The sequence below is a fragment of the Ruminococcus sp. 210702-SL.1.03 genome (assembly GCF_020559915.1).
Taxonomy (GTDB): domain Bacteria; phylum Bacillota; class Clostridia; order Oscillospirales; family Ruminococcaceae; genus YE71.
Genome location: NZ_JAJCLZ010000013.1, coordinates 1 through 14,997 on the forward strand (window position 1 = coordinate 1; position 14,997 = coordinate 14,997).

At 43.8% G+C, this 14,997-nt stretch carries 11 protein-coding genes, 1 pseudogene and 1 other annotated feature; of the genes and pseudogenes, 10 read left to right on the forward strand and 2 right to left on the reverse strand.

Annotation, left to right across the window (positions count from 1 at the left end):
• From LI114_RS08220 to tyrS, 6 genes and pseudogenes are all read left to right on the forward strand, one after another.
• Nucleotides 1-185: pseudogene (locus LI114_RS08220) on the forward strand (IS3 family transposase); the annotation flags it as partial.
• A 292-nt stretch (nt 186-477) separates the two neighbouring features.
• Nucleotides 478-720 carry a FeoA family protein gene (locus tag LI114_RS08225; protein ID WP_227220278.1) on the forward strand — a complete coding sequence of 81 codons (243 nt, stop codon included), beginning with the start codon at nt 478-480 and terminating at the stop codon, nt 718-720.
• Nucleotides 717-2,723 carry a ferrous iron transport protein B gene (feoB, locus tag LI114_RS08230; protein WP_227220279.1) on the forward strand — a complete coding sequence of 669 codons (2,007 nt, stop codon included), beginning with the start codon at nt 717-719 and terminating at the stop codon, nt 2,721-2,723. Before LI114_RS08225 ends, feoB begins: the two co-directional genes overlap by 4 nt.
• Nucleotides 2,720-2,869: a FeoB-associated Cys-rich membrane protein gene (locus LI114_RS08235; protein WP_227220280.1), complete on the forward strand. Its 150-nt coding sequence runs from the start codon at nt 2,720-2,722 to the stop codon at nt 2,867-2,869. The genes feoB and LI114_RS08235 overlap by 4 nt, the downstream gene beginning before the upstream one ends.
• Before the next feature lie 235 nt (nt 2,870-3,104).
• On the forward strand, nt 3,105-6,674 hold the full coding sequence (locus tag LI114_RS08240; RefSeq protein ID WP_227220281.1) for an EAL domain-containing protein: 3,570 nt from the start codon (nt 3,105-3,107) through the stop codon (nt 6,672-6,674).
• A 100-nt stretch (nt 6,675-6,774) separates the two neighbouring features.
• Nucleotides 6,775-6,992: a binding site (T-box leader), on the forward strand.
• A gap of 167 nt (nt 6,993-7,159) precedes the next feature.
• Nucleotides 7,160-8,380 (forward strand): tyrosine--tRNA ligase, encoded by a 1,221-nt coding sequence (gene tyrS, locus LI114_RS08245; protein ID WP_227220282.1) that lies wholly within the window; start codon nt 7,160-7,162, stop codon nt 8,378-8,380.
• 79 nt (nt 8,381-8,459) lie between these two features.
• On the opposite strand, the gene LI114_RS08250 is transcribed toward tyrS, so the two are convergent.
• The gene (locus LI114_RS08250) at nt 8,460-10,082 is read right to left on the reverse strand and encodes a cohesin domain-containing protein (RefSeq protein WP_227220283.1); all 1,623 of its coding nucleotides are present in this window, start codon (nt 10,080-10,082) and stop codon (nt 8,460-8,462) included.
• Between the two features lie 466 nt (nt 10,083-10,548).
• Between LI114_RS08250 and LI114_RS08255 the strand changes: the two genes are divergently transcribed.
• Nucleotides 10,549-12,357, forward strand: a complete 1,809-nt coding sequence (locus LI114_RS08255; RefSeq protein ID WP_227220284.1) for a dockerin type I domain-containing protein — start codon at nt 10,549-10,551, stop codon at nt 12,355-12,357.
• Between the two features lie 36 nt (nt 12,358-12,393).
• Here the strand turns inward: LI114_RS08255 and LI114_RS08260 are convergent, their stop codons facing one another.
• On the reverse strand, nt 12,394-12,573 hold the full coding sequence (locus LI114_RS08260) for a hypothetical protein (protein ID WP_022126635.1): 180 nt from the start codon (nt 12,571-12,573) through the stop codon (nt 12,394-12,396).
• A gap of 275 nt (nt 12,574-12,848) precedes the next feature.
• Between LI114_RS08260 and leuC the strand changes: the two genes are divergently transcribed.
• The 3 genes from leuC (at nt 12,849) to LI114_RS08275 (ending at nt 14,986) form a co-directional block, all read left to right on the forward strand.
• Nucleotides 12,849-14,114: a 3-isopropylmalate dehydratase large subunit gene (gene leuC / locus LI114_RS08265; RefSeq protein ID WP_227220285.1), complete on the forward strand. Its 1,266-nt coding sequence runs from the start codon at nt 12,849-12,851 to the stop codon at nt 14,112-14,114.
• A 95-nt stretch (nt 14,115-14,209) separates the two neighbouring features.
• Nucleotides 14,210-14,509, forward strand: a complete 300-nt coding sequence (locus LI114_RS08270; RefSeq protein ID WP_022126637.1) for a Dabb family protein — start codon at nt 14,210-14,212, stop codon at nt 14,507-14,509.
• 87 nt (nt 14,510-14,596) lie between these two features.
• On the forward strand, nt 14,597-14,986 hold the full coding sequence (locus LI114_RS08275) for a hypothetical protein (RefSeq protein ID WP_022126638.1): 390 nt from the start codon (nt 14,597-14,599) through the stop codon (nt 14,984-14,986).
• Nucleotides 14,987-14,997 lie beyond the last annotated feature (11 nt).

The following is a 14,997-nucleotide window of genomic DNA, read 5'->3' on the forward strand; positions in this document are numbered from 1 at the left end:
AGGAGGAGTTGTTTTATAACAGAGGCAGAAAAACTGAAAATTATACGACCGAAGCGTTAAAAACGATGGTCTGGCGATATTTCATGAGCTATTGGAGCAACCGCAGGATCTGCTCGGCGATTGGCGGGCTTCCTCCTGCTGTAAAGCGGCGCAGATTCTATTCGGCTATGACTATAGCTCCTTAACTTCAAAATCCTTGCGGTTAATGTGTCAAGTTTTATTGACAAAATCAATCCGAGCATGGAGTTTCTGACCAATCCGGATATCATTGAGGAACTGGTGCCCTGGAATGAGGCTACACAGAAGATCTGCAAATTACCGTGAAATATATCCACGAGTTTTGGGCTCGGGGATCTTTGGCTTTAGGGGAATGGGGGATTATTGGGCGGGTACATTTTTTTCTTCTCTATATGCTTGACAAAAAGAGTTAGACGTGGTAAACTTATTGTAGAGTATTATACTACGGAGGATAATAATATGACTCTTGATAAATTAAAGATAGGTGAGAAGGCTGTTATTAAAACTGTTGGCGGCACCGGTGCGCTCCGACTGAGATTTCTTGACATGGGGCTGATACCAAATACCGAGGTCAAAATGCTGAAACGTGCACCAATGGGCGATCCGCTGGATATAGTCTTGAGGGGCTATGAGCTGACTTTAAGAGTGGAGGACGCACAAAAAATAGAAGTAGGATCAATAGAGGAGAATGAACATATATGAAATTTGCCCTTGCAGGAAATCAAAACTGCGGAAAGACAACGCTTTTTAATGCACTTACAGGCTCAAACCAGCACGTCGGAAATTTTCCGGGCGTAACAGTCGACCAAAAAGTGGGAAATATACGCGGGCAAAAAGACTGTACGGTAGTGGATCTGCCCGGTATATATTCCCTAAGACCTTATACGCAGGAAGAAATAGTTACGCGCGATTACATATTGAATGAAAAGCCGGACGGAATAATAAACATTGTAGATGCTACTAATATAGAACGAAATCTTTACCTTACTCTTCAGCTGCTGGAGCTTCGCGTACCAATGGTTTTGGCTCTTAACATGATGGACGAAGTTCGTGCAAACGGTGGAACGATCGATGTAAAAATGATGAGCGATGCGCTGGGCATACCTGTTATACCGATAAGCGCAGCAAAGGGCGATGGTGTTTCAGATCTTATAGATAAAGCAGTGGAAACGGCCGGAAAGAGAACTAAGCCGATAATTACTGACTTTTGTTCTGATGATTCAGCAGTTCATAGATGTATACATGCAGTCGTTCATCTGATAATGGATCATGCCAATCGTGCGGGGATACCGCCGCGCTTTTGTGCTTCAAAACTCATTGAAGGCGATAAAAATATTGAGGATCAGCTTGCGTTAAATCAAAACGAGCTTGAGCTTTTGGAACACTGCATAGTTGAAATGGAAGATGAATCGAAACTGGATAGAAACGCTGCATTGGCAGATATGCGCTATACATTTATAGAAAAAGTAGTTGCGATAAGCGTAGTCAAGTGTCATGAAAGCCGTGAACATAAACGCAGCGTAAAGATAGACCGTGTTCTTACAGGTAAATACACGGCGCTGCCGGTATTTTTCGGAATAATGTTCTTAGTATTTTTCTTAACATTTAATGTTATAGGCGCAAGTCTCTCAAATTGGCTTTCACTTGGTATAGATAAAGTGACAGACTTGGCGGACAAAGGGCTTACTGCATACGGAATAAACCCCGTAGTGCACAGCCTTATAATAGATGGAGTTTTTGCCGGAGTAGGCAGTGTGCTTAGCTTTTTGCCAATAATAGTTACTCTGTTTTTCTTTCTCTCTATACTTGAGGATACCGGTTATATGGCGCGAGTTGCTTTTGTAATGGATAAGCTGCTGAGAAAAATAGGGCTTTCCGGCCGCAGTTTTGTGCCTATGCTCATAGGTTTTGGCTGCTCTGTTCCTGCGATAATGGCGACGCGCACGCTTGTTTCTGACCGTGACAGAAAAATGACGATACTGCTTACGCCATATATGAGCTGTTCAGCCAAAATACCGATATATGCTGTATTCTGCGCTGCTTTTTTCACAAAATATCAGGCACTGGTTATGATAGGCTTGTATGTTACGGGAATAGTTCTTGGAATACTCGTGGCGCTGCTGCTAAAAAACTCACTTTTTAAAGGCAAGCCTGTACCATTTGTAATGGAACTTCCAAACTATCGCCTACCCTCGGCAAAAAGCGTAGGATTACTTTTATGGGATAAAGCTAAAGACTTTATACAACGCGCATTTACAGTTATCTTTTTTGCGACCATCATAATATGGTTTTTAGAAAACTTTGATGTAAGGCTAAACGTAGTCACTGATTCTTCTGATAGTTTGCTGGCACTTATCGGTCAAGCTATATCGCCTATATTTGCGCCGCTGGGATTTGCTGATTGGCGCGTTACAACATCGCTTATCTCTGGTTTTACAGCAAAAGAGGCAGTGGTAAGCACTATGGCAGTGCTGATGAATACCAGTACGGCAAATTTAGGTACGGCGCTTTCTGGAACTTTTTCAACTCTATCTGCTTTAAGCTTTTTAGTATTCACGCTGCTTTATACACCCTGCGTGGCAGCGGTAGCAACTATAAAGAAAGAGCTTAATTCTACATGGCAGACCATAGGCGTAGTGCTTATGCAATGTGTAGTTGCTTGGATATGCGCCTGCGCAGTATATCAGATCGGGGCTATCATATGAGCGCGGCAGATTGGGTGGTAACGGTTCTGCTTGCATTATGGGCAATAGCCGCGGCAGTAAGTATGATAAAGCAGCATAAAAAAGGAAAGTGCTGCGGCTGTTGTACACGCTGTAAAGAAAGCTGCGGAAAACGCGGCGTGAAATAAAATGTTTTGTTCCTCTTTGTTGCGAAAATGCAACAAAGAGGAATTTTTATCGTTGATATAAAAATGATACATAATGGTCTTGCTTTGAAATGCTCCTCTTTAGTTCAATACTCTTACCAATTTTCACAAAAACGGCTTGACATTATTGAATTATTATGTTAAAATTTTAATATGGCAATTTGTTTGCTTTTATTTAATATTTTTAATAATACTATGTACGGGGATCTTGTTTGATATGTATAAAGGTACTGACAAAACTTATAAAATAATCGGCATATGCGTTTCGGCTTTGCACGACGATATGGTTCGCGATATTGCGATGACCCTTTCACGTAAGGCAAATGAGAAAAACTATAAGGTGTTTTTGTTCAACAGCTTTACTGATCTGTATAATGAAAACGATTATACAAAAGGGGAGTCCAGCGTTTTTACTCTCGCTGAAACTGATCTGCTTGACGCTGTAGTTATCCTGCCTGAGTCTATACGAAACGCTTCCTATGTAAAAAAGATAGCTGACCATGCTAAGCTCGCGGGTAAACCTATCGTTTCGGTCGATGGTTTGATAGCAGGCGTGCCGAGCGTTGCTTTTGACGTTGGGGATACTTTTGAAAAAATAGTACGTCACGTTGTGGAAGACCACGGCTGTAAAAAAATAAATTTTGTCGCAGGTGTAAAAGACAATGCTTTTTCAGATGAGCGTATAAATTGCTTTAAAAAAGTGCTCGCTGAAAATAATATAGAGTTTGAGCCTCAGCGGCTCGGTTACGGAGATTTTTGGGGCGACCCTGCCAGGAAAGTGACAGAACAGTTTTTAAAGAGTGAATTGCCTTTGCTTGACGCTATTATTTGCTGTAATGACGCTATGGCTATATCTGTTTGTCAGGTGCTTCGTAAGAATGGGATCAAAATACCTGAAGATATTATCGTGACAGGTTTTGATGGGATAGAAGCTGAAAAATATATCTCGCCCCGGCTTACCACTGCTGCGCCCGATATTGAAGACCTGGTCGATAAGGCTATGAATATTATTGAGCATTTGATCAACGGTGATGAAGTTCCGCTTGTCAATCATGCATCGTATTATATGCGTTTATCACAGTCCTGCGGCTGCCGCGCTGTTGACAAGGTTGTTTACAGTGATAAGGTAATTGATATGTACAATATTATTAACGCAGCAGAGGGACACGAGGCACATATGCTCAATTATCTTGGAAAAGCTATGTGTTGTTCTAATATTGATGAACTTAGCACTCTTATCCCTTATTACAGCGATTACTGTACATGGTGTTGTTTGAATACTGATTTTCTAGATAAAGAATCAGACAAGACTGAAAATGGCTTTTTTACCGAGAATATGTATAACCTTGTGCACAATGTCGGCGAGTTTGATTTTACATACGGCGAAATATTCCCGCGTAGTGAACTGGTGTTTAATATCGAAAATGCTCTTGAAAATTTCGATTATATAATGTTTGTTCCCCTGCATTTCCAGAGCGAAGTCATAGGCTATATCGGCGTTATGTATGATCTGAACTGCTTTAATTTCAAGAATACAAAACGCTTTGTAAACTATACAAACCAGATAATGGAGAGGTTGAAAAATAGAATAAATCTTGCAAAAGCAAATGCTATGCTTGAAGATATGCACGTTCGCGATGTTCTTACAGGTATCTATAACAGGCGCGGTTTTTACAACAATGCCGTTGCTGTTATCGAAAAGTATAAGGATACCGATAAAAACATAGTTTTATTCTCGGTCGATATGGACGGACTAAAGAAGATAAATGATACTTTTGGCCATCATGAGGGCGATAACGCTATAAACTCCATCGCTCACGCTTTGTTAGCCGCATCGGACAATGGCGAAATATGTGCCCGCTTTGGCGGTGATGAATTTCTTGTTCTTGGTGTTTCAGAAAGCAATAATATCAATAAATACTGTGCTGATTATTACAACAAAGTAAATGAAAAGCTTGCCGAGTATGACGCACAGAATAATTCTCCGTACAAAGTAAAGATAAGCTGCGGAACGGTAGGAATGAAATGCAGTTCGGCTGACGAACTGGACGAATTCATCAAGATAGCAGATGAAAATATGTACCGTGAAAAGCGAAAACACAAGATACGTGAGGGAGCAGATACAGTAAACTGTTTTAACAGAATGATAGATCTGCTGGTAAATAAAAGTTTAGCTGCGTTTTTCTACATCAATTTTGACGAGCACGTCTGGGAGATCGGCGAAAACGCCGCAGCTCTCAAATATATGATCTCAGATAAATATGACCCGGTGGAAGCAATATTACGCAGCGGAGCAGTGTACAGCGATGATCTTGAATTATACCGTGGTTTTTACAATAAATTGCTTTCTGGCACTACTGTTGGCATACATGACAGCTATATGAAGATACATTTTAGAGCCGGCGAAAACGGAAAGATGAAATGGTATAATATGCTGGTATCGTTTGTCAAGAACGAGAAAAATCAGATATACGAAGTTGTCGGAAGCATACACCCGATGACTGAGAGCGAATTGATGACGCGCAACATACTGAACGCATACACGAATGACCGTCACCCAATGCTTTTCGGCGGTATGATAGAAAAACGCTTGAAAGATGATCCTGACAGCAATTATGCAATAATACAGTTTGACGTTGTGCGTTTCAAGCTAATAAATGATACTTACGGTGAAGCTAAAGGCACCAAACTGCTGAATTATTTCAACGATGTGCTGAGTGTATTTTGCAGTGAAAAACAGCTTTTTTCGCGTCTTAGCGCCGATGTTTTTATGATACTCACGCCTTACGAAAAGCAGGAGGATATTGAGCGTTTTATAAGAACGCTTGAAAAACGTCTGAGCGGCTTTGAAGATATGTCTTATTCTTTCGCTTTCGGCGTGTATTTTATAAATAATAAATCGCTGCCGAGCCGCATGATGGGCGACGCTGCGGCTATCGCGAGAATAAAGATAAAAGGAAATGCTTTGGAAAACATCGGCTATTACACTGAGAATCAAAAAATAGAAATAAAGGTACGCAAAGAGATAGAGGACAAAATGAACAACGCGCTGGAGAACAAAGAATTTATAATGTACCTTCAGCCCAAATACAGCATTTCCGAAAAAACGATAATCGGCGCGGAAGCTCTGGTGCGCTGGATACAGCCGAACAAAGGTGTGGTCTGTCCGCAGGAGTTTATTCCTATATTTGAGCAAAACGGGTTTATTGTAAAACTTGATAGATATATGTGGGAATGCGCCTGCAAGGAAATGCGCCGTTGGATCGACAAAGGCTATGAGCCCGTGCCGATATCTGTAAACGTTTCGCGTATGCACTTGAAAGACGCCGAGTTTATCTACTACATTGAATACTTGCTGGATAAATACGGCATAGAAAAAGATTTGCTAGAACTTGAGATAACGGAAACCATTGAGAACATCAACGCAAATATGATGGTAAAGGAAGCTAAAAAACACGGTTTCACTCTGCTTATGGACGATTTCGGCTCGGGCTATTCGTCGCTCAACACGCTGAAAAGTACGCCGTTCGATGTTCTAAAAATCGACCGAAGCTTTTTGAGCAGCTTTATGGAATCTTCACGCGGACAAAAGATAATCTCTCATACGATAGCAATGTCGCATGATATAGGTCTTGATCTTATCGCTGAGGGAGTGGAAACGAGAGAACAGGCTGATTTCCTTTCAGCCAGTGGCTGTAATGCGGCGCAAGGCTTCTATTTCTCAAAGCCGATACCTACTGATGAATTTGAAATGCTTCTGAAAGCGCAGATAGAAAAGAATAAATAAACTTAAATGTGAAAATGCGGCGCTCAAATTGTGCCGCATTTTTTGAAATTAGCTATTGACAAGACGCGGAAAATGTGCTAGAATATAAAATATGATAATTTTAAATGCTATGACGGGAATGCAGTAGCGTACAGTTTTTGACTTTCAGAGAGTCTGCGGCGGGTGAGAGCGGACAGCGGGCTGTGCGGCGAATTACCTCCTAACAGCTTTTTGCCTGAATTTATCAGTAGGGCGAAACGTTTGCCTGCGTTAAAGGTCAACGAGGTCGGGTGCTTGCCCGATAAACTGAGGTGGTACCGCGTAAATTACGCCCTCTGACGGCTTTGGCTGTTGGAGGGCTTTTATATTGCTAAAAACTCGTTCGCCGATTTGCTCTTTGAAAGGCGGTGGTATCCGTGAGATCAAATTTTGACCTCATCGTTTATACTGACGTTAAACTGGAAATAAAGCTAAACAGATCTTGATATAAATTTGGAGGATTAAAAATGACAGTATTTGAAGAACTGAAAAGAAGAGGTCTCCTCGCACAGCTTACTGACGAGGAAGAGATCAAGGAACTTATCAACGCAGGAAAGGCAACTTTCTACATTGGTTTCGACCCGACTGCTGACAGCCTGCACGTTGGACACTTTATGGCGCTCTGCCTTATGAAGCGCTTGCAGATGGCCGGCAATAAGCCTATCGCACTGCTGGGCGGCGGTACGGGAATGATCGGCGACCCCTCCGGCAAAAGCGATATGAGAAAAATGCTCACCAAAGAAACCATTGAGCATAACGTTGAGTGCTTTAAGAAGCAGATGAGCCGCTTTATTGATTTCTCTGACGGCAAGGCTCTTGTAGTAAACAATGCTGACTGGCTGCTTGATCTTAATTACGTTGATGTACTGCGCGACGTAGGCGCTTGCTTCTCGGTAAACAAGATGCTCACTTTTGAGTGCTATAAGCAGAGAATGGAGCGCGGACTTACATTCCTTGAATTCAACTACATGATAATGCAGAGCTACGATTTCTACAAGCTCTACACAGATTACGGCTGCAATATGCAGTTCGGCGGTGATGACCAGTGGGCTAATATGCTCGGAGGTACTGAGCTTATCCGTAAGAAGCTCGGCAAGGACGCTTACGCTATGACGATCACTCTCCTGCTCAACTCTGAGGGCAAGAAGATGGGTAAGACCGAAAAGGGCGCTGTATGGCTCGACCCCGCTAAGACCAGTCCGTACGAGTTCTTCCAGTACTGGAGAAATGTTGGCGACGCTGATGTTATCAAGTGCTTGAAAATGCTCACTTTCGTACCTATCGAAGAGATAGAAGAAATGGAAAAGACTATGGAGGGCGCGCAGTTCAATAAGGCTAAGGAACTGCTGGCTTACGAGCTTACCAAGCTTGTTCACGGCGAAGAAGAGGCTGATAAGGCACTCGAAGCCGCAAAGGCTCTTTTCTCTGCAAACGCTTCTTCTGCAAATATGCCTTCTACCGAGCTTGAAGCCAGCGAGCTTACCGACGGCGGCATGAATATCCTCGACCTGCTCGTTCGCTGCGGACTCACTCCTTCCAAGAGCGAAGGCAGACGTCTTGTAACTCAGAACGGCATTGCCATCAACGATGTTAAATTCACCGACCCGAATGGCAGTGTAGATCTTTCAAATGAAGTTATCATCAAGAAGGGCAAAAAGGTGTTCCACAAGGTAACTTTAAAGCAGTAAAAATTTTCACTAAAAAGCAAATACCCGCAGATCATATCAAGGTCTGCGGGTATTTTTTATAGGAGGTTCTGAAAATGAATCATTCTTCTTCTTTTTTTCTTGTGAGCGCGTAGATCGAATAGCCTATCTGAGCTACGCAGAGTACGCCGACCGCGCCGCATACATAAAGACCAATGCCGTTTCCGGTGTCGGGGTTTACGTCAGCCTTAGCTGAAGCGTCATTTACTGCGCTTTCTACATTTGAAGCCGCGGTAGTGGTCGTCTGAGTATCAGAACTTGTCTGACTGTCGGAAGCGGATCCGTTTGTCGAATTTGTATCAGCGTCAACTTCGGAAGAACTGTTGTCAGGTTCGGAAGCGTCTGCGTCAGTCTTGCTTTCGTCAGATGCGTTCTTATCGTCAGCCGAGCTTTCATCGTCGATAATAATATCGTCTACTTTGTCGTCAGCGGGAGCTTCCGGCTCGGTAGCTTCTGTATCGGAAATGCTCTCGATCGGCTCAACGCTTTCGGGAACGGTAGTCGTCGGAGTTGTATCCTCGCTCTCGGCAGGTAAATCGTTTGAGGGCAGGGTAGTTACCACCGGTTCGGTCTGTACAGATTCATCAGGAGTTTCGCTGTTCGCGGGTGTAATGCTTATCGAATTTATCTTAAATTCGCTGTTGTTTTTGAGATAGTAGAGCTGTACCGCAACGTCGCCGTATACGTCGGTAAGGTCAATATTTTCAGCTTTCCATGTCTGCTCGCCGCTGCCTGTTTCGCTGCTAAATATCTTCCAGCCTTCTGCGGTCTGCATTCCTATGCCGCCCTGAGCGCTGCCGTCGGAATAAACCGAAACGCTGATGTCAACAGGCTCGTCCGCATTTTCAACGTAATCATACGGCGAGAACGTATACTGCAAAGGCTCTTCGTTGTTGTAATCTTCATCGTCCTGACGGTGAACGTAGAGCGCGCCGCTTTCGTTATCGTTGTCGGCAGAACTGTCATCAGGCTCTGTAACCGCTTCGGTAGTTGTGGTCTTTTCGGGGATGATTTCATCCGGCAGGGAAGAGTCGGGTATGTACTCACTTGGCAGCGTCTGCGTAGGCGAACTTGTTTCAGCGGAAGTCTCGGTCACCGTAGTAGTCGTAGTTTCAGCTTCGGTGGTCGTAGTAGTTTCTGCCGCCGAAGAATCTTCCTCAGCAGGGCCTTCTACCGTGTAAGGATTGTAAGGACCGTAAGAGCGGCAGTCAACGTTTATAAAATCATCGCCCTCGGAGGCTACCAGCGTATCTACCTCAGACCAAAAATCTATATCGCCTTTCCAGTCGTCGTTTACCGTAAACACAAGGCTCGCAAGAACAGAATCTTTGGTAACGTTCTCAGAATTCATGTTAGCGCCTACAAGCCTTACCACGCCTTTATCGTACTCGTAATTAGTAACGATAGTAAATCCGCCGTTTGGCGTGTACTCGCTGCTCTGAGCAACGTTGAGCGTTACGGCTTCGGGATCAAAGCAAAAGTCAATGGTAAATCCCGAAACGCCTTTTGAATCGGTCTTTAGCCCGAGATCTACGTTAAAAACTTCGCCTGCCGAAGCGGAAGAGGTGCTGCTTTCGAGTGTAATTTCATTGCGCTGCGACGCAGAAGTAACCGTTACGGCCGATGTCAGAGTAAGTATAGCAGCCGCGGCGGATATTGCGCGCTTGTGGAAACGCCTGTTCATTGTAATATCCCTCGTTTCTCTCCAAAATTAAATTTAACTGTTTTTTACTATTTTTACACAAATCCGAAGGCAGTAAGCGTTTCTGTCTTTGTGTTCGTGATTTAGTAATATCATTTATCTATATTTTTTGTGTACTAAAAAACGAACTGGTTACGCAATTATTACATTCGGTAATTGAAATTATATCACCTAATAATAAATTCGTCAATAGTTTTATATGTAGAATTTCAGCCCGTAAATTTAGTGATTTTGACACTTTGACATAATGGGAAGATCTGCCTTCGCGCAAAAAGCTTGAAATGCTGATGTTACGATTGTTACCGATTCGTAATAAAATACAAAATGTTCCTATTCTGACTTTTGTAAATTTTTAATGAACAAAAAATGCTTGACAAACCGAGCTTCGGCGTTGTATAATATGTTTATATGATGTCGAAATAACAGCTAAAAAGAAGGTGCAGGCTTTATGTATTACCGCAGGAAAATCATTTCAAAACTTATCTCTGCCGCGGCAGCGGTGCTCATAGCGGCGCAAAGTCTGTGCTTTGCAGCTTCTGCCGATATGGGCGGAGTGTGCACGGCTACCGCTTTGAATGTACGCAGCGGTGCGGGCGCGAGCTACTCGCGCGTTGGCATGATATACGAAAATGATACTGTTACGATCATCGGCAAGGCTTACGATCCAAGCGGCGCTTTGTGGTACAAGATACGCTACAAAAACGGCTCGGGTACTACCGTTACGGGGTACGCCAGCGCGTATTATATTGACGAGCAGGGCGAGATACCCGACAACAACTCTTCCGACAGTAGCGGCGCTTCCGACAAAGATTTTGAAAGCTACATGAAAAAACAGGGCTTTCCCGAAAGCTATAAGCCTTATCTGCGGCAGATGCACAAAGAGCACCCGAACTGGGTTTTTACCGCACAGAAAACCGGTCTTGACTGGTACGATGTTCTTGACGAGGAATGTGTCGTAGGCAGGAATTTGGTGCACGGCACAGCGCTTGCTTCGTGGAAATCCTGCGAGCAGGGCGCTTACGATGTCAACACGGGCACTTGGTACGGTCTTGACGGCTACTGGGTGTCGGCTTCAAAAGAGATAATAGCGTATTATCTCGACCCTAGAAATTTTATCAACGATGATTATATTTTCATGTTTGAAAATCAGTCATACAATTCGAAAGTGCAGACTGCTTCGGGCGTAGACGCTATTTTGAGTGGAACGTTCATGAGCGGCGGATACACCGCTCCCGATACGGGAAAGTATTATACATACACCCAGACGTTTATGGATGCCGCCGAAAGATCTGGAGTTTCACCGTATCATCTTGCATCGCGCTGCCGAAATGAGCAGGGCGTTTACGGCGCTCCGCAGTCGCTCGGCACGGTAAAAGGCTACGAGAATTATTTTAACTTTTTTGATATACAGGCTTATGCAACTTCGACCATGACTGCCGCTGAGATGGGCTGCAAGTTTGCTAAGACCGTCAATGCGACATACCTGCTGCCATGGACAAATCAGTACAAATCGATCGTCGGCGGTTCGATATATCTCGGCAACGGTTATATAAGCAAGCAGCAGGATACGCTATATCTCCAAAAGTTCGATGTTATCGACGGCGGAAACGGTCTTTATTATCACCAGTATATGACCTGCGTTTTCGGACAGGCTAATGAAGCACTCGAAATGAAAAACGCCTATTCTGACGAAGTAATGGCTTCCGCGATAGAGTTCAAGATACCAGTCTACGATAATATGCCCGATTCGCTTTATTCTAAGCCTACCAGCTACGGCGATAATAATAATCTGCTGAAACGTCTTGACGTTCTGCCCGCAGGTAAGGACGATATTCTTACAAACTTCAACAGATATAAATCCGAATTTGATCTTACGGTAGATGAAAATACCGACTATGTAATGATCTCGGCTATACCTTACAGTTCGCAGGCTAAGCCGCAGGGTGCGGGCAAAATTATGCTTGACTACGGCTTGAACAAGATAGATATAAAAGTTACTGCCGCCAGCGGTTCGGTTCGTACATACACGCTCAACATAACACGCAAAGGCGATGGCAGTCTGAAAACCGGCGATGTCAACGGCGATAAAGTCATAGACGTTCGCGACGCACTTACTGTCATGAATTATGTTTCGGGCAAAAAGAAGCTTACAGCCGCTCAGCTGAAGCGCGCCGATGTAAATTCATCTGGAAGTGTTGACGTGCTAGATGCGCTGAAGATAATGCAGTACGTTTCGGGCAAGATCAAAAAATTATAACTATGTATCGGGACGTTTTGGCGCGTCCCGATTTTTTTACGACATAAAATCCGCTATGCCCTCGGCTATATCGCCTACGGCGTGGATAGCTCTTGCGGTGCGCGATTTCAGTCTGCGTTTTTTTGTAGACTTAGCGTTTGAGTAAGCGTAAACAGCCGCGCCTACTGTCATTCCTGCGCCTACTGCTTTTGCTGCCGACATTGCGTTCATCTTCATGATATTTTCGCCTCCTTGTTGATTTCTGAATTTATTTTTTGCATTTTTCAGAATTTCGATACGATAAATATAATGGCATTTTTGCAGGCGAAATAAGTGAATTTTACGAAAACGATTTCTGTAAAAATCATTAAGAATTTTTACATTTAATAGACAATTTATATATTTACAAAAAATATTAAAGTGTGCTATAATGGTAATTGTGAAATAATGATTAGGCGTACAGCGCTGACTTGTACGCTTTATATCAAAAAATGAAAGGGTAGGTACCAGACATGGGAATGACTATGACTCAGAAAATCCTTGCAGCCCATGCGGGTCTTGATGAGGTAAAAGCCGGTCAGCTTATTATGGCTGATCTTGATTTCGTTCTCGGAAACGACATTACTTCGCCTGTTGCGATAAACGAGTTCCACAAGGCGGGTTTCTCAGATGTGTTCGACAAAAATAAAGTCACGATGGTAATGGACCATTTTGCACCGAACAAAGATATTAAAGCAGCTACACAGTGTAAGCAGTGCCGCGACTTCTGCGGAGAACACAGCATCACGCATTTTTATGATGTAGGAAATATGGGAATAGAGCACGCTCTGCTCCCCGAAAAAGGTCTTGTAGCCCCCGGCGACTGCATCATCGGCGCTGACAGCCACACTTGTACATACGGCGCTCTCGGCGCTTTCTCTACCGGCGTAGGCTCTACTGATATGTGCGCGGGCATGGCAAAAGGCAAGGCTTGGTTCAAAGTTCCTTCTGCCATCAAGTTCAATATCACAGGCAAGCTGCCTAAGTATTCTGCAGCAAAGGACGTTATCCTGCACATAATCGGAATGATAGGCGTTGACGGTGCGCTTTACCGCTCGATGGAATTTTCCGGCGACGGTCTGAAAAACCTCACTATGGAGGACAGACTCTGCATGGCTAATATGGCTATAGAAGCAGGCGCTAAGAACGGCATTTTCGCAGTAGACGAAGTTACTCTTGAATACGTTAAGGACAGGGTAGACCGCGAATATAAAGTATTTGAAGCAGACGCGGACGCCGAGTATGACGAGGTTTACGATATAGACCTTTCTCAGATAAAGCCTACCGTTGCTTTCCCGCATCTTCCCGAAAATGCTAAGACCTTTGACGAGATCGGTGATGTGAAGATCGACCAGTCGGTAATAGGCTCCTGCACCAACGGCAGAATAGAGGATCTCAGAGCTGCGGCAGAGATACTCAAGGGCAGAAAGGTAGCCAAAAACGTTCGCTGCATAGTTATCCCCGCAACGCAGGGTGTATATATGCAAGCTATGGAAGAGGGACTTCTCAAGATATTTATAGAGGCAGGCTGCGCTGTTTCTACTCCTACCTGCGGCCCATGTCTTGGCGGATATATGGGAATACTCGCAAAAGGCGAGCGCTCGATAGCTACTACGAACAGAAACTTTGTAGGCAGAATGGGTCACCCTGAGTCGGAAGTTTATCTCGCTTCACCCTATGTGGCGGCAGCTTCAGCAGTTACGGGCAAGATCTCGCAGCCTAGCGAGCTTACAGATTAACTTTAATTATAATAGATCACGGCGTATCTGCCTGAAAGAGGGGGAGGGCAGAGCGTCCTTAGGGAAATATTTTAATAACGAAGGAATTTTGTAAAATGATAAAACACATAATTATATGGGATCTGAAAGACGGACTTTCTGAGGGTGAAAAAGCAGAATGTTCCGCCAAAATAAAAAATGATTTAGAGGGACTTCTCGGGGTAGTTGAAGGATTACAAGATGTCAGAGTTTACACAGACCTTCTTCCGTCTTCAAATGGAGACATCACACTTGAATGCCTGCTGAATGACGAGGCTGCTCTTGCAGCATACGCCGTTCATCCTGCGCATGTTGCGGTGAAAGAGTATATCGGTACTGTGGTCAAGGGACGTAAATGCGCCGACTTTGAAGTCTGAGGTCGTACCTCAGACTGCGGATTTATTACTTTGTAATATCTGGCTTTCTTTTCTCCCGATTTGTTGTAAACGCGGAGGTCGGATACTATGAAAGACTATATTCACGACATTTTTTATGATAACATCTTGAGTTTTATTACAAAAAAATACGGCACAAAACTTAATGATAATGAGCGCGAGGATAAGGCTTACGAGATCATTACAGATCTGAAATCGGCTAATAAGTTCACCGTTGAAATGACTCAGGCACTCATTGAAAAGAAGGGCTTTAACGACTGCTACTCCAGCAATGTAAACGGCAAATCTGTTTATGCACTGGTAAAGGTCGGGATGTTCAAAAAGATTAAGGTGTGCTACTTTATTACCAGATCAAAAGACGAGCTGACCTCGGCTTATCTGGATATGATCTATGACGAGCTGCATCGTCAGGCAAACGGCGAAAATGTATTCGGCTCAAACGAATATAAGAACGGCTGATGTGCGGCACA